A 14,472-nucleotide genomic window follows, 5' to 3' on the forward strand; every position below is an offset into this window, starting at 1 on the left:
TCCGAACCCCCGCTCACCTCCGAACCCCCGCTCACGCCTGGGCCGCCGCCGCGGCCGCCGTCAGCCGGGTCGCCGTGTCCGTGGTCACCGGTGCTCCGTGCCCGCAGCACAGCACCGAGGGCGCGAGCTTCGCGAGGGTCCGCATCGAGTCCAGGGCGAGGGCCCGGTCGACGTGGAAGACGCCGAACATCACGTCCGGCACCGAGGCCACCGTGTCCCCCGCGAACAGCACGCCGTGGCGCGGCAGGTGGACGGCGATCGAGCCGGGGGTGTGGCCCGGGGTGTGGAGCACCACGGCACCGTCGCCGAAGCCCAGCTCCTCGCCGTCCTCGACCTCCCGGTCGACCCGGGTCGGCGGCGCCTTCGGCGAGGTCAGTCCGTGTTCGAAGAGCGGGACCTCCCAGTCCAGGAGGTCGGGCTCCGGGACCGGCGCCTCGCCCCGGATCACGGGAGCGTCGAGCCGGTGCGCGAGGATCTCGGCCCCGTGCCGGTCCGCGAGCTCCTGGGCCGAGCCCACGTGGTCCTGGTGGCAGTGGGTCAGCACGATCCGGCGCAACCGGTCGGGGTCCAGGCCGGCCGACCGTATCGCCGCGGCCGTGTCGTCCGCCGTGCCGGCCCAGCCGGCGTCGACCAGGGTAAGTTCCTCCTCGTCCTGCCATAGGTAGGCCTGGCCGATCGAGAAGTCGAGGAGGTGCAACCGCGGGGCGATCCGGGTGAGTTCGATGGAGGTCATACGGCGAACCTACGCATCCGCGCAGGTCCGCCGTGTGCTTCTACGCTCTCGGCGAGCTTCGCCGAGCGCTGAACCGAACCGGTCTCAGAACCCGAACCGGTCTCAGAACCCGATCCGGTCTCAGAACCCGATCCGGCGCCGGAACCCGATCCGGCGCCGGAACCCGATCCGGCGCCAGGACCCGACCCTGTGTCAGCTCTGCTTCGAGCGGGCGTAGTTGACGAGGAAGTGCGCCTCGGCCACCGAGAGCCGCTCCAGCTCCTCCGGCGAGACGGACTCGTTCGGCGCGTGGATCTGCGCCTCCGGCTCGCTCAGACCGATCAGCAGGATCTCCGACTCCGGGTAGAGCGAGGCCAGCGTGTTGCACAGCGGGATCGAGCCGCCCATGCCCGCCGTCTGCATCTCCTCGCCGGGGTACGCGATCCGCATCGCCTCGGCCATCGACGCGTACGCCGGGCTGGAGGTGTCCGCCTGGAACGGCTGGCCCTGGCCGACCTGCTCGAAGGACACCCGGGCGTCCCACGGCGTGTGCTTCTCGATGTGCGCGAAGAGCAGCTTCGTCACCTCGGCCGCGTCCTCGCCCGGCGGCACCCGCAGACTGATCTGCGCGCGCGCCGACTTCGGGACCGACGGGGTCGCGCCGGCCACCGGGTGGGCGTCGATGCCGATGACCGTGACCGCCGGGCGCGCCCAGATCCGGTCGGCGACCGTGCCGGAACCCGGCAGGGACACGCCCGTCAGCACCTTGGCGTCCTGGCGGAAGTCGTCCTCCGGGTACTGGAGGCCCTCCCACACCTGGTCGCTCGCGAGGCCGTCGATGACGGTGGAGCCGTCCGGGCCCCGCAGCGAGTCCAGGACGCGGATCAGCGCGGCCAGCGCGTCGGGCGCGGCGCCGCCGAACTGACCGGAGTGCAGATTGCCCTCCAGGGTGTCGATCGTGACCCGGATCATCGTCATGCCGCGCAGGGTCGCGGTCACCGTCGGCAGGCCCACGCGGAAGTTGCCCGCGTCGCCGATGACGATGGCGTCGGCCGCGAGGAGCTCGGGGTGCTGCTCCGCGTACCGCTCCAGACCGCCGGTGCCCTGCTCCTCCGAGCCCTCGACGACGACCTTGACCGTCACCGGCACGCCGCCGTTCGCCTTGAGGGCGCGCAGCGCGAGCAGGTGCATGATGAAGCCGCCCTTGCAGTCGGCGGTGCCGCGCCCGTACCAGCGGCCGTCCCGCTCGGTCAGCTCGAACGGCGGGGAGAGCCAGACGGACTCGTCCAGCTTCGGCTGCACGTCGTAGTGGGCGTACAGGAGGACGGTCGGCGCGCCGGCCGGGCCGGGCAGGACGCCGTACACGGACTGCGAGCCGTCCGGGGTGTCGAGCAGCGCCACGTCCTGGAAGTCCTCGGCGCGCAGGGCGTCCGCGACCCAGTTCGCCGCGGCCTCGCACTCGCTGCGGGGCGCCACGGCCTCGTCCGCCACCGACTCGAAGGCCACCAGCTCGGTGAGCTCGGCCTTGGCCCGGGGCATCAGTGACCGGACGGTCTCGGCGATCGGGTTCGAGGTCATGGGCACGCTCCTGTTGGGTGCGACGTTACGACGTGAGGACGACGTCCGTCGTATGTCGTGGTACGCCGAACGCACCGTCGATCCTACGGGCGGCCCCCCGGCTACCGCGCCGTAGGATGCGTCAGGAGCAGACCACCGGTCGGATCAGGAGCAGAAGCACACGTGAGCAGCGAGCACGCAGAGAACGCCGGTCCGGAGCACACCGAGTCCGAAGGCGTGGCCCCCGGGGCCGCCGGGAGCCCGGACGCGGAGGCGGCGCGGCTCCCGGACGACGCGGCGTCGGACGAGGCCCCGGCCCCGACGGGCGGCTCCTCGGCCGACGAGCCCGCCCTCTCGGCCGACGAGCCCGCCGGGGAGCCGGCGGGTGTCTGGGACGTCGTGGTCGTCGGCGCCGGTCCGGCCGGCGCGTCCGCGGCGTACGCGGCGGCGGTCGCGGGCCGCCGGGTGCTGCTCCTGGAGAAGTCCGAGCTGCCCCGGTACAAGACCTGCGGCGGCGGCATCATCGGCCCCTCGCGGGACTCGCTCCCGCCGGGCTTCGAACTGCCCCTCCAGGACCGGGTCCACGCCGTCACCTTCTCCCTGGACGGGCGCTTCGCCCGCACCCGCCGCTCGCGCCGGATGCTCTTCGGGCTCATCAACCGGCCGGAGTTCGACGCGCAGCTCGTCGAGCACGCGCAGAAGGCCGGCGCCGAACTGCGGACCGGCGTCACGGTGACGCGGGTGGAGCAGCACGGTCCGGCGGTGCCGGACCGGCGGACCGTCGCCGTCGTCCTCGCCGACGGCGAGACCGTCCTCGCGCGCGCGGTCGTCGGCGCCGACGGCAGTGCCAGCCGGATAGGCGCCCACGTGGGGGTGAAGCTCGGCCAGGTCGACCTGGGCCTGGAGGCGGAGATTCCCGTCCCGCCGTCCGTGGCCGAGGACTGGAAGGGGCGGGTCCTCATCGACTGGGGTCCGATGCCCGGCAGTTACGGCTGGGTGTTCCCCAAGGGCGACACGCTGACCGTCGGCGTCATCTCGGCGCGCGGCGAGGGCGCCGCCACCAAGCGGTACATGGAGGACTTCGTCGCCCGGCTCGGTCTCGCCGGCTTCGAGCCCACGATCTCCTCCGGCCATCTGACGCGCTGCCGCACCGACGACTCGCCGCTCTCCCGCGGCCGGGTCCTGGTCTGCGGCGACGCGGCCGGCCTCCTGGAGCCGTGGACGCGCGAGGGCATCTCGTACGCGCTGCGCTCGGGCCGTCTCGCGGGCGAGTGGGCGGTGCGGGTCGCCGAGTCGAACGACGCGGTCGACGCGCGGCGCCAGGCCCTGAACTACGCCTTCGCCATCAAGGCGGGGCTCGGTGTCGAGATGGCGGTCGGACGGCGGATGCTCGCCGTCTTCGAGCGGCGGCCGGGGCTGCTGCACGCGACGATAACGGGACTGCGGCCGGCCTGGAACGCCTTCGCCGACATCACCCGGGGCGCGGCCACGCTCGGCGGCATGGTCCGCTCGAACGGCATGGCCCGGCGGGCCCTGGAGCTCCTCGACAAGCGGATGGACACCTCGACCGGTGTCGGCCCGGCGGGGCGGGGCGTCAGCCCGCGCGAGCGCGCGGGGTCCGAGCCGGAGAGCGCCCCGGAAGAGGTCTGACCGTTCCTCACGGGCCCCGTCGCCCCGGCCGCGTCACGCCGCCGGAGCGGCGGGGCCCGTCGTCGTGATGCGGAAGACGGGGTGCTTCGGGGCGATGGCGCGCAGCTCCTCCGCGGACGAGTCGGGACCGACGCCGTCGAAGAAGACGCCGACCTCGGCCTTCCAGCGCTTGAGGTAGGCGCGGAGCAGGGCGGGCTTGTCGTCGTCGGCCACCTCGACGGCGGTGAACTCCTCCACGTGCCTGCCGAGGTGCAGCTGCCCGCCGCCGGCGGCCCGCATGTTGTGCGTCCACTGGACGTGGCCGCGGGGGGCGACGAGGTACTGGGCGCCGTCCACCGTCAGGAGGTTGACGGGGGTGCGGCGCCATTCGCCGCTCTTGCGGCCGCGGACGGCCAGGACGCGGGAACCCCAGACGCTGATGCCCCGGCGGGTCATCCAGGCGACGGCGCGGTTGAAGACGTTCACCGTGAACCAGCCGGGCTTCATGACGTGGGCGGCGGGGGCGGAGCCCGCGGGGGTGGAGCCGGCGGGGGTGGCGGGCTGAGCGGACATGGGGGCCTCCTCGGGAAATTCTGCGGAACGAAACTGTGAGCACTGCTCTCGCTTGAGATCAGTGTGCACGGTTCGGCGCTCGCGAGCAAGAGCAGTGCTCTCTTTTTGTTCTGGCGCTCTCGTTTCGTTTCAGTGCTCTGAAAATGGCACACTGCTCTCCATGACGACCGTTCGAGGAGCCCGCGCCCGCGCCCGCATCGAGATCACCGCCGCCATCAAGGACGAGGCCCGTACCCAGCTCGCCGCCGAGGGCGCCGCCAAGCTGTCCCTGCGGGCCGTCGCCCGCGAGCTCGGCATGGTGTCCTCCGCGCTCTACCGCTACTTCCCCAGCCGCGACGACCTGCTCACCGCCCTCATCGTCGACGCCTACGACGCCGTCGGCGCCGCCGCCGAACGAGCGGCCGCGGAGGCCGAGGCCGAGAGCCCCCTCGACCGGTGGACCGCCGTCTGCCGGGCGGTCCGCGCCTGGGCCGTCGCCCACCCCCACGAGTACGCTCTCATCTACGGCTCCCCCGTCCCCGGCTACACCGCCCCCCAGGACACGGTCGTCCCCGCCTCCCGCGTCGGTCTGGTCCTCATCGGCATCGCCCGCCAGGCCCACACGGGCGAGGGCGTCGCCCTCCCGCCGCTGCCGGACGACCTGCGCCCCGAGGCCGTCCGCATCAGCGCCGACATCGCCCCGGACCTCCCGCCGGCCCTCGCCGTCGCCCTCGTCGCCGCCTGGTCGCAGCTCTTCGGCCTCGTCTCCTTCGAGGTCTTCGGCCAGTTCCACCGCGTCGTCGAGGACCGCGACACCTTCTTCGCGACGGCCGCCCGCCGCCTGGGCCAGGACGTGGGCCTGCTCCCGCGCGGCTGAACCGCCCGGAGCGGGTCCCGCCTACTCCCGCGGGAGTACGGGTGACCACCCCGCCGGGCTGACGTGCGCGCGGGGCGGCCCCGGCTAGCGTGACCGGTATGGACGCCGGTATGCACGAGGAGCGGCCGCGCGGGCCCGGGGAACGGTGGGAGCGCGGCGGACCGCCCTGGCGGTCGACGCTGCTGATCGCCGTGTTCGTCATGGTGGGAACCGGCTTCTCCGCGCGGAACCAGCCGGACCGGGAGGCGCTCGACGCCCTCGGGCGGGCCCTGCTCCTGCTCGGGGCGGTCCCGCTGCTGTTCCGGCACCGCAGGCCCGTGCCGGTGGTCTTCGCCGTCGCGGCCGTCACTCTCGGGTACCTCGTGGCCGGCTATCCCTACGGCCCGGTCTTCGTGATGGTGGCCGTCGCCTGCTTCGCGGCCGTCGTCCACGGGCACCGTACCGCCGCCTGGTGGGCCGTCGGCCTGCTCTGGGCGGGCCATCTGCTGCTCTCGCACTGGTGCTACCGGTGGCTGCCCCCGGCCGGCGACGGGCCCGCGCCCTGGGGGCAGGAGCTGCCGGCCGCGGCGTTCGCGGTGGCCGTGCTCGCGGCCTCCGAGGTGGTCCGGGTGCGGCGCGAGCAGGGCGCCCAGCTGCGGGCCGAACGGGCCGCCGCCGAACGGCGGCGCGCCGACGAGGAACGGCTCCGCATCGCCCGCGAGCTCCACGACGTGCTGGCCCACTCGATCTCCGTGATCAACGTGCAGGCGGGCGTCGGCCTCGCCCTCCTGGACTCCGACCCGGAGCAGGCCCGTACCGCGCTGACCACCATCAAGGCGGCCAGCAAGGAGGCGCTCGGCGAGGTCCGGCAGGTCCTCGACACCCTCCGTACCCCCGGCGACGCCCCCCGCGCCCCGGCCCCCGGCCTCGACCGGCTCCCCGAACTCGTCGAGCAGGCCGCCGCCGCGGGCCTCACCGTCACCGTCTCCACGAGCGGCCCCCCGCCCGCCCTGCCGCCGGGCGCGGACCTCGCCGCCTTCCGGATCGTGCAGGAGGCGCTCACCAACGTGGTGCGGCACTCCGGTTCGCGCACGGCCCGGGTGCGGATCGGGCAGGGCTCCGGGCGCCTGGAGCTGACCGTCGACGACGACGGCCCCGCCACCGGCACGGAGGCGGGCGGCAGCGGGAACGGACTCGCCGGAATGCGGGAGCGGGCCGCCGCCCTCGGTGGCACCATCGAGGCGGGCGCCCGCCCGGACGGCGGCTTCCGCGTCCACGCCGTGCTCCCGATCGGCCCGGAAGGACGAACCCCGTGATCCGTGTCCTGCTCGCCGACGACCAGTCGCTGGTACGGGCGGGGTTCCGCGCGCTGCTCGACGCCCAGCCCGACATCGAGGTGGCCGGCGAGGCCGCCGACGGCGAGGAGGCGGTGGACCGGGTCCGCGCGCTGCGCCCCGACGTCGTGCTCATGGACATCCGGATGCCCCGGCTCGACGGTCTCGAGGCGACCCGGCGCCTCACCGCGGACCCGGACCTCGGCGGGGTCCGGGTCGTCATGCTGACCACCTTCGAGCTCGACGAGTACGTCTTCGAGGCGATCCGCGCCGGTGCCTCCGGCTTCCTGGTCAAGGACACCGAGCCGGAGGAGCTCCTGCGGGCCGTGCGGGCCGTCGTCCACGGGGACGCGCTGCTCTCCCCGGGCGTCACCCGCCGGCTCATCGAGGAGTTCGCGGCCCGCTCCAAGGCCCCGGCGGCGACGGCCGCGCTGGGCGCCCTGACCGAGCGGGAGCGGGAGGTGATGGCCCTGGTGGGGATCGGCCTGTCGAACGAGGAGATCGCCCGCCGGCTGGTCGTGAGCCCGCTCACCGCCAAGACCCATGTGAGCCGGGCCATGGTGAAGCTCGGCGCCCGGGACCGCGCCCAACTCGTCGTCCTCGCCTACGAGTCGGGGCTGGTCAGACCCGGCTGGCTGGGCTGAGGGCCTGGTCGCGCACCTCCTGGGACGCTCAGATCGCCGAGGTCTCCCGCCACAGCCGGGCGAGTCCTCCGTCGCCGGTCACGGTCACGGCGTCGAGGGGCAGCCGGTTCCAGAGGGCCAGGTACAACTGGTGGGCGGGACCGCTCAGTTCCGTGTCGACGGCGCCCTCCTCACCCTCCCGTACCGTCCGGGGCGGCTCGGTCGCCGACAGGTGCACGGTCCAGACGTCACCGGTGTCCGTCGTCCGTACCCGCAGGGTCCGGGGCTCGGGCGTACGCACCCGGCTGCGGTCGCGGGCGTGGAAGCCGCGGAGCAGCTCGTCGATGCCGTCGGCGGCGAACGCCGGGTCCACCGGCCTCAGACCGCTCGCGAGCGCGGACTCGGCGTCCACGCGGTGGACGGTCGTCTCGTGTGCCTGCCGCCGCGCCCAGAAGGCCAGCGGGGAGGGCGCCGGGAGAAACGCCCAGCAGTCCAGCGACTCGGGGGCGGCGCGCAGCGTGGCGACCAGGTCGGCGTGCCCCTCGCGGAAGAACGCCAGCAGCTCCTCTCCGTCGAGCGTCGTCTCGCCGGGGTTCCTGTCCGGCGTGGTGCGTGCCTCGGCCACGAAGGCCGTGGCCCAGCGGTGCACCATGGCCGTGTGCCGGAGGAGGTCCCGGACCTGCCACCCCGGGCAGGTCGGCACCTCCGCGTCGGTCCCGGCCTCGGCGGCCGCGTCCGCGAGGCCGCGACCGGCCTCCTCCACCACGTCGACGAACTTGCTGATCTTCAGGGTGTCCATGGGGTGGATTCTGGCACCACCGGTCAACTCTCCTCGGCGGAGCCGGCGTTACGCGCCCCGTAGCCCATGGCCGCCGCGCCGGCGGCGAGCACCGCGACCGTCGTGAGGGCCAGCGGCAGGGAGAATCGTTCGGCGAGGAAGCCGATCGAGGGCGGGCCGAGCAGCATGCCCCCGTAGCCGAGCGTGGAGGCCGTCGCGACTCCGTCGGGACCGGCGACGGCGCCGGCGCGGGCCACGGCGACGGGGAAGATGTTGGCGAGGCCGAGGCCGGTGATCGCGAAGCCGAGGAGCGCGGCCCAGACGCTCGGCGCGAGCGCGCCGAGCAGCATGCCGACGGCGGCGGTCGCGCCGCCCGCGACGAGGGCGCGGGTCTGGCCGAGGCGTTCGAGCAGCGCGGTGCCGGAGAGCCGGCCGGCGGTCATGGTCAGGGCGAAGACGGAGTACCCGGCGGCGGCGACCCCCGGGTGGGCGTGCAGGTCCTGGGCGAGGTGGAGGGCACCCCAGTCGGCCAGGGCCCCTTCGCCGTACGCGGTGCAGAGCGCGATCACCCCGAAGACGAGGACCGTACGGCGCGGCCCGGTCGCCCGTGTGCCGGAACTCTCCGGGGCGGACGGCGCCGGCAGCGCCTCGGGGAGCGCGGGGGAGGGGTGGCGCAGCAGTACGGGACCGGCGACGGCCGTCAGGGCCAGGCCGACGACCGTGAGGCCGAGGAGGTGGGCGGTGAGGGAGAGGCTTCCGGCGAGCAGTCCGCCGAGTCCCGCGCCGAGCATGCCGCCGAGGCTGAAGGCGGCGTGGAAGCTCGGCATCACCGGCCGCCTGAGCGCGGTCACGAGGTCGACGGCGGCGCTGTTCATGGCCACGTTGATCCCGCCGTACGCGGCGCCGAAGACGAGGAGCACGAGGCCGAGCGCGAGCGGGGACCGGGTGAGGGCGGGGAGGGCGACCGAGAGGGAGAGCAGGACGGCGGTGGCGACGGTGACGGCGTGGGAGCCGTGGCGACGGCAGAGCCGGCCGGTCAGCGTCATCGTGATCACGGCGCCCGCCGAGACGCCCAGGAGGGCGAGGCCGAGGTCGCCGGCCGAGGCGCCGGTCTGCTGCTTGACGGCGGGGATCCGGACCACCCAGCCGGCGAACAGGAAGCCGTCGAGGGCGAAGAAGAGGGTCAGGGCGGAGCGGAGGCGGTTCGGGGAGCGGGTGGCGGTGTCTCCGCCGGAGTCTCCCGAGAGGGCCGTCCGTACTTTGTTTAGTAGCGGCACAAACTCAGGATAGGGGGCGGACGACGAGCGAATCAACCGGGCGGGGCGGTGGGCCGGTCCGATCATGGGAGACTCACCACCATGAACGGCAAGGCGACGACGACCCGGACACGGCTGGACAGGGGGCGTAACGCGCTCGGCCCCGCACTGGAACTGGTGCACACCGGCAGGGCGCCGACCCGGGCCGTCCTCACCGCCGAACTCGGCGTCACCCGGGCCACCGCGGGCGCCGTCGCCGCCGAGCTGGAGGCCCTCGGCCTCATCCGCGTCGACTCCAACCCCGGTGCCGCCGCGGGCTCCCAGGGGCGCCCCTCGCACCGCCTCGCCGTCGACGAGAAGGGCCCCGTCGCCCTCGCCGCCCAGGTCCACGCGGACGGCTTCCGCGCCGCCCTCGTCGGCCTCGGCGGCACCATCGTGGCCACCGCCCCCGGCTGCGTCACCGTCTCCGCCGACCCGGCGCAGGTCCTCGGTGCCGTCGTCGACGCGGGGGCCGCGCTGCTCCGGGAGAGCGGCCGCCGGTGCGTCGGCGCCGGACTCGCCGCGCCCTCCGCCGTGGCCGAACCCGAGGGCACGGCGCTCAACCCGCTCCACCTCGCCTGGCCCGCCGGGGCGCCCGTCCGGGAGATCTTCGCCGAGCGGGTGCGGGCCGCCGGCATCGAAGGCCCCGCCTTCACCGGCAACGACGTCAACCTCGCCGCGCTCGCCGAGCACCGCCACGGCGCGGGGCGCGGCGCCCGGGACCTGCTCTGCGTCGCCACCGGCCATCGGGGCGTCGGCGGCGCGCTCGTCCTCGACGGGCGCCTGCACACGGGGAGTTCGGGCCTCGCCCTGGAGGTCGGCCATCTGACGGTCAACCCCGAGGGCCGCCCCTGCCACTGCGGCAGCCGCGGCTGCCTCGACGTCGAGACCGACCCGCTCGCGTTCCTCACGGCCGCGGGCCGGACCCCCGGCCCCGAGGTGTCCCTGCTCCAGCAGTCCCGCGACCTGCTGCGCACCAGCCCCGACGATCCGGGCGTCCGGGTCGCCGTGGGGGAGCTGATCGACCGGCTCGGACTCGGGCTCGCCGGTCTGGTGAACATCCTCAACCCGGACCGGATCATCCTCGGCGGGCTCCACCGCGAGCTCCTCGACGCCGACGCCGAGCGGCTGCGCGCGGTCGTCGCCGACCGCAGCCTGTGGGGCCGCAGCGGCGGCGTGCCGATCCTCCCCTGCACCCTGGACCACAACAGCCTCGTCGGCGCGGCCGAACTCGCCTGGCAGCCGGTCCTGGACGACCCGCTCGCCGCGCTGGGCCGCGGGGCGGCCTGAGGCGCGAGCCGCTCTGAGGCGCAAGCCGGTCCGGGGTGCGGGGCGGCCTGAGGCGCGAACCGGTCCGGGCCGCGAACCGGTCCGAAGTGCGAGCGGCATGGGGGTGCGAGGCGCTCCGAGGCGCGGAAGTCCCTTGCCCGCCCTTGCGGTTCGTAATGCGAACTAATATCGTTCGTATCACGAACTTAAAGGCGTCGTTTCGGCATGCCGAAGGTGCCCCCCGGCATGCCATGGGGGAAGGACGGGACAGTGACCGTACGACAGGTGGTCTTCGGCTTCGGAGCGCACAGCGGGTTCGAGGACGGCCCCGAGCTGCTGCGCCGCGTCGAGCGGGCCGACGCCGACGGGCTCGACCTCTTCTCGCTCTCGGACCATCCGTACCTCGGCGCCCGCCTGGACGCGTACGCCTCCCTCGGCTTCCTCCTCGGCCGTACGCGGCACATCGCGGGCTTCGCCAACGTCACCAACCTGCCCACCCGGCCGGCCCCGATGCTCGCGCGGACGGTCACCACGCTGTCGGCGCTCAGCGGCGGCCGCGTCGTGCTCGGCATGGGCGCCGGCGGCCTGTGGGACCGCATCGCGGACATGGGAGTCCCGAAGCTCTCCCCGGGCGAGGCCGTCGAGGCGTTCGAGGAGGCCATCGTCCTGATCAAGAAGCTGTCCGGCGGCGGCCCGCCGGTGACCCACCAGGGCCGTCACTACCGGGTGCGCGAGCTGGAGACGACGCCCGTCGCCGCCCCGCCCGTCTGGACCGGCTCCAACGGCCCCAAGTCCCTGGCCGCGACGGGCCGGGTCGCGGACGGCTGGATCCCCGGCCACGCCGCGGACTGGCTGAGCGAGCGGTACCGGACCTCGCGGCCGGTCATCGACGAGGCCGCGGCCTCCGTGGGACGCGACCCGAGCGAGATCCGGACGGTCTACAACCTCCCGGGACGCATCACCGAGCGGCCGCTGGCCGCCACCCGCGACGGGGAAGGACGCTGGATCGGCGGCTCCGCGGAGCAGTGGGTGGAGGAGCTGACCGGAGCCGTGCTGGAGCACGACGCCTCGGGCTTCGTCCTCTTCTCGCCGGGCGGCGGCGCCCAGGACGTCGACGCGCTCGCCCGCTGGGGCGGCGAGATCGTCCCCGCCGTGCGCGAGGCACTCGCCAAGGAACGCGGCTGACGCGGCGGGGGAGGGGCACCTTCCGGAAGCAGGGCCCACCCCCGGGGGGCGACCTCACTTTTGGGGGTCGACCTCACCCCCGGGGGCCGACCTCACCCCCGGGATCGGGCCGCCCCTCCACCAGTGCGGCGAGACGGGCGAGTGCCATGCGGGTGCCGGTCTCGTTCTCGGCGGGCGGCACCGCGTCCGGCACCCCCTCGTGGACGAGCCGGAGCTCGGTCCCGCCCTCGATCTCCGTCAGCGTCGTCGTGAGGATCATCGTCCCCCGCAGCGAGGGGTCCGGCGTCTCGAACTCGATGCTCTCGACCACCTTCTCGTACGGCACGAGCTCCAGGAAGGTGCCGTGGTACGTGTCCGTACGGGACCCCGACTTCCCGGCGCCGTCGGGCGACCCGTACCGCAGCGACACCCGGAAGGCGCCCCCTTCGCGCGCCTCGAAGGCGTGCACCTCGCAGGTCATCCCGTACGGAACCCGCCAGCGCGCGACGGCCTCCGGATCGAGGAGCGACCGGTAGACGACCGATGCCGGGGCGGCGATGTGGCGGGACACGCGCGTGGTGTACACGCCTCCCAGGCTAGGGCGCGGGGGCGCCGTCGGAAAACCGGTGGGCGGAGGAGCCGGGGCGACGTACTGTTCCCCGTCATGATCACTTCCGACTCCGAGCTCCCTCCGCGCCTCGGCAGCCTCACCTTCCACGGCCCCCTCTCCGAGGCCCGCGCCACCCGCATGATCGAGCGGCTCGCCGCCGCCGGCCCCGCCGACGTGCTCGACATCGGCTGCGGCTGGGGCGAGTTGCTCCTGCGCGTCCTGGAGGCGGCCCCCGCCGCCGAGGGGGTCGGGATCGACATCAACGCCGAGGACCTGGCCCGCGGCCGGGCGCTCGCCGAGCGGCGCGGGCTCGCCGACCGCGTCGCCTTCGTCGAGGAGTCGGCGCTCGGCACCGACCGGGGACCCGTCGACGCGGTCCTCTGCCTCGGGTCCAGCCAGGCGCTCTGCGACCCCGAGCTGCCGTACGACCCGGCCGCCGTCCTGCGCGAGCTGCGCCGGCTCGTCCGGCCCGGCGGGCGGGTCGTGCTCGGCGAGGGCTTCTGGGAGCGCACGCCGACCGGGGCGGAGCTCGCCGGGATGTGGCCCGGCGCGAGCCTCGACGACCACTTCTCCCTCGGCGCCCTCGTCGACCTCGCCGTCGAGGCGGGGTTCCGGCCCGCGTGGATCGAGACGGCGAGCGCGGAGGAGTGGGAGGAGTTCGAGTCCGGCTACCGGTACGACACCGAGGTCTGGCTCGCCGCCCACCCCGACCACCCGCTCGCCGCCGAGACGCGCGAGCGCGTCGACCGGCAGCGTTCCGGCTGGCTGAACGGCTACCGGAACGTCCTCGGCATCGCCTACCTCACCCTCGTCGCCGCGGCCTGAGGACCACCGGGGCCCCGGCTCACCACTGCCGTCCGCGGGCGAGCCCCGCACGACCCGGTGCCGACAGGTGCAGCACCTGGAAGCGCTCGCCCTCGTCGGCGGGCGCCTCCGGGCCCTCCCACAGGGTGAACGCGAGCAGTTCCCAGTGGCGCGGGTCCACCGCCAGGGCGGAGGCCACCACCCCGTCCCGCCGCGCCTCGCGCGCGTGCCGGGCCACCGCCTCCGCCACGGCCTCGCCCGGCGGGACGCCCTCCCCGAGCGGGGTCCTCCGCCGCGTCGCGGAGCCCGGCGCCGCCGCGGCCGCCGGCCCCTCCTCGTACGACAGACCCGCCCAGTGCTGCACCACCGGCCGGCCGAAGTCGTTCACGATGCCCTGGAAACCGGGGCCCCAGAGGAAGGAATTCATGCCCTCGGGGGTGTCCCAGAGGTAGAACGGCGCGTACTGGTTCACGGGCGACCCGGCCTCCCGCTCCCGGACCAGATACGCCTTCAGGCCGAGTCCGGGGAAGGCGTCGAGCAGATGGCCCCTGGTCGCCACCCGTTCGCGGACGATCTCCATGTCGTAGTCGGCGGGCAGGGTGATCTCGTACTGCAGCGCGTGCACGGGAAGGTCTCCGATTCTCCGGGGCCGGGTGGGGGGCGGTCAGGCGGCGAGCAGGGCGAGCAGTCCGCGTACGGCGGTGTCGAACGGAGCGCGCGAACCGGTCGCGCGGGCCAGCACGTACCCGCCCTGTACGGTCGCGAGGACCGTCGCCGCGATCTCGGCCGGATCGAGGGAGCCGCTCAACTCGCCGCTGTCCACGCCCTCCTGGACGACCTCGGCGATCCGGCCGCGCACCCGGCCGAGCACCTCCTCGACCGGCGCGCGCAGCTCCGGGTCCGCGACGACCTCCGGGTCCATGGTCAGCCGGCCCACCGGGCAGCCGCGCAGGACGTCGCGCTCGCGCCGCAGGTACGCCTCGATGCGGGCGTACGCCGAACCCCCGCCGCCGAGGACCGCCTCGGCCGCCGCGCCCAGTTCCTCGGCCGAGCGCCGGATGGCCGCGAGCGCCAGGTCCTGCTTGCCGGCGAAGTGGTGGTACATGCTGCCCTGGCCCGCTCCCGCCGCCTGCTGGACGGCCTTGGGGCTGGTGCCGACGTAGCCGCGTTCCCACAGCAGTTCGCGGGTCGCCTCGATCAGCCGCTCCGGGGTGCTCATGCTCATGACGGCACTGTACATACCAGTAGGTACAGAAAGGAAGCAGTGCCCGCGGGGCGGCGTACTCCCG

General features: G+C 74.6%; 15 protein-coding genes. 7 read left to right on the forward strand and 8 right to left on the reverse strand.

What is annotated here, in order from left to right:
• Positions 1–31: 31 nt before the first annotated feature.
• Both ACIGW4_RS06700 and ACIGW4_RS06705 read right to left on the reverse strand, forming a co-directional pair.
• Positions 32–733 (reverse strand): MBL fold metallo-hydrolase, encoded by a 702-nt coding sequence (locus ACIGW4_RS06700; protein ID WP_399172795.1) that lies wholly within the window; start codon positions 731–733, stop codon positions 32–34.
• Positions 734–925: 192 nt separating this feature from the next.
• Positions 926–2,290: a dipeptidase gene (locus ACIGW4_RS06705; RefSeq protein WP_398710964.1), complete on the reverse strand. Its 1,365-nt coding sequence runs from the start codon at positions 2,288–2,290 to the stop codon at positions 926–928.
• A gap of 378 nt (positions 2,291–2,668) precedes the next feature.
• Between ACIGW4_RS06705 and ACIGW4_RS06710 the strand changes: the two genes are divergently transcribed.
• Positions 2,669–3,919, forward strand: coding sequence for a geranylgeranyl reductase family protein (locus tag ACIGW4_RS06710; RefSeq protein WP_399579102.1), 1,251 nt, complete (start codon positions 2,669–2,671; stop codon positions 3,917–3,919).
• Between the two features lie 33 nt (positions 3,920–3,952).
• Here ACIGW4_RS06710 and ACIGW4_RS06715 read toward each other — a convergent pair whose 3' ends face one another.
• Positions 3,953–4,471: a nitroreductase family deazaflavin-dependent oxidoreductase gene (locus ACIGW4_RS06715; RefSeq protein ID WP_399578852.1), complete on the reverse strand. Its 519-nt coding sequence runs from the start codon at positions 4,469–4,471 to the stop codon at positions 3,953–3,955.
• Between the two features lie 160 nt (positions 4,472–4,631).
• Between ACIGW4_RS06715 and ACIGW4_RS06720 the strand changes: the two genes are divergently transcribed.
• The 3 genes from ACIGW4_RS06720 to ACIGW4_RS06730 all read left to right on the forward strand — a co-directional run bounded on the left by ACIGW4_RS06720 (position 4,632) and on the right by ACIGW4_RS06730 (position 7,284).
• Positions 4,632–5,327: a TetR/AcrR family transcriptional regulator gene (locus ACIGW4_RS06720; RefSeq protein ID WP_359589455.1), complete on the forward strand. Its 696-nt coding sequence runs from the start codon at positions 4,632–4,634 to the stop codon at positions 5,325–5,327.
• A gap of 98 nt (positions 5,328–5,425) precedes the next feature.
• Positions 5,426–6,622 carry a sensor histidine kinase gene (locus tag ACIGW4_RS06725; protein WP_399578854.1) on the forward strand — a complete coding sequence of 399 codons (1,197 nt, stop codon included), beginning with the start codon at positions 5,426–5,428 and terminating at the stop codon, positions 6,620–6,622.
• On the forward strand, positions 6,619–7,284 hold the full coding sequence (locus ACIGW4_RS06730) for a response regulator transcription factor (protein ID WP_123458645.1): 666 nt from the start codon (positions 6,619–6,621) through the stop codon (positions 7,282–7,284). The genes ACIGW4_RS06725 and ACIGW4_RS06730 overlap by 4 nt, the downstream gene beginning before the upstream one ends.
• 28 nt (positions 7,285–7,312) lie before the next feature.
• Here the strand turns inward: ACIGW4_RS06730 and ACIGW4_RS06735 are convergent, their stop codons facing one another.
• Together ACIGW4_RS06735 and ACIGW4_RS06740 are read right to left on the reverse strand one after the other, a co-directional pair.
• On the reverse strand, positions 7,313–8,053 hold the full coding sequence (locus tag ACIGW4_RS06735) for a maleylpyruvate isomerase family mycothiol-dependent enzyme (protein WP_123458944.1): 741 nt from the start codon (positions 8,051–8,053) through the stop codon (positions 7,313–7,315).
• 32 nt (positions 8,054–8,085) lie between these two features.
• Entirely contained in the window at positions 8,086–9,318 is a 1,233-nt protein-coding gene (locus ACIGW4_RS06740) for an MFS transporter (protein ID WP_399578857.1), read from the reverse strand.
• 81 nt (positions 9,319–9,399) lie between these two features.
• Here ACIGW4_RS06740 and ACIGW4_RS06745 point away from each other — a divergent pair, with 81 nt between their 5' ends.
• Together ACIGW4_RS06745 and ACIGW4_RS06750 are read left to right on the forward strand one after the other, a co-directional pair.
• Positions 9,400–10,626, forward strand: a complete 1,227-nt coding sequence (locus ACIGW4_RS06745; RefSeq protein WP_399578859.1) for an ROK family protein — start codon at positions 9,400–9,402, stop codon at positions 10,624–10,626.
• A 249-nt stretch (positions 10,627–10,875) separates the two neighbouring features.
• A complete protein-coding gene (locus ACIGW4_RS06750; RefSeq protein ID WP_359589453.1) occupies positions 10,876–11,790 on the forward strand; it encodes an LLM class flavin-dependent oxidoreductase in 915 nt (304 codons plus the stop codon).
• 73 nt (positions 11,791–11,863) lie between these two features.
• Here the strand turns inward: ACIGW4_RS06750 and ACIGW4_RS06755 are convergent, their stop codons facing one another.
• A complete protein-coding gene (locus tag ACIGW4_RS06755) occupies positions 11,864–12,355 on the reverse strand; it encodes an SRPBCC family protein (protein ID WP_398710960.1) in 492 nt (163 codons plus the stop codon).
• Between the two features lie 78 nt (positions 12,356–12,433).
• Between ACIGW4_RS06755 and ACIGW4_RS06760 the strand changes: the two genes are divergently transcribed.
• Complete coding sequence (locus ACIGW4_RS06760; protein WP_359589451.1) at positions 12,434–13,204, forward strand: class I SAM-dependent methyltransferase; 771 nt, start codon at positions 12,434–12,436, stop codon at positions 13,202–13,204.
• A 19-nt stretch (positions 13,205–13,223) separates the two neighbouring features.
• On the opposite strand, the gene ACIGW4_RS06765 is transcribed toward ACIGW4_RS06760, so the two are convergent.
• A complete protein-coding gene (locus ACIGW4_RS06765) occupies positions 13,224–13,808 on the reverse strand; it encodes a DUF4865 family protein (RefSeq protein WP_398710959.1) in 585 nt (194 codons plus the stop codon).
• A gap of 39 nt (positions 13,809–13,847) precedes the next feature.
• Positions 13,848–14,423: a TetR/AcrR family transcriptional regulator gene (locus ACIGW4_RS06770; protein WP_123458627.1), complete on the reverse strand. Its 576-nt coding sequence runs from the start codon at positions 14,421–14,423 to the stop codon at positions 13,848–13,850.
• Positions 14,424–14,472: the final 49 nt, after the last annotated feature.

The sequence above is a fragment of the Streptomyces sp. NPDC053513 genome (assembly GCF_044544765.1).
GTDB lineage: Bacteria > Actinomycetota > Actinomycetes > Streptomycetales > Streptomycetaceae > Streptomyces > Streptomyces litmocidini.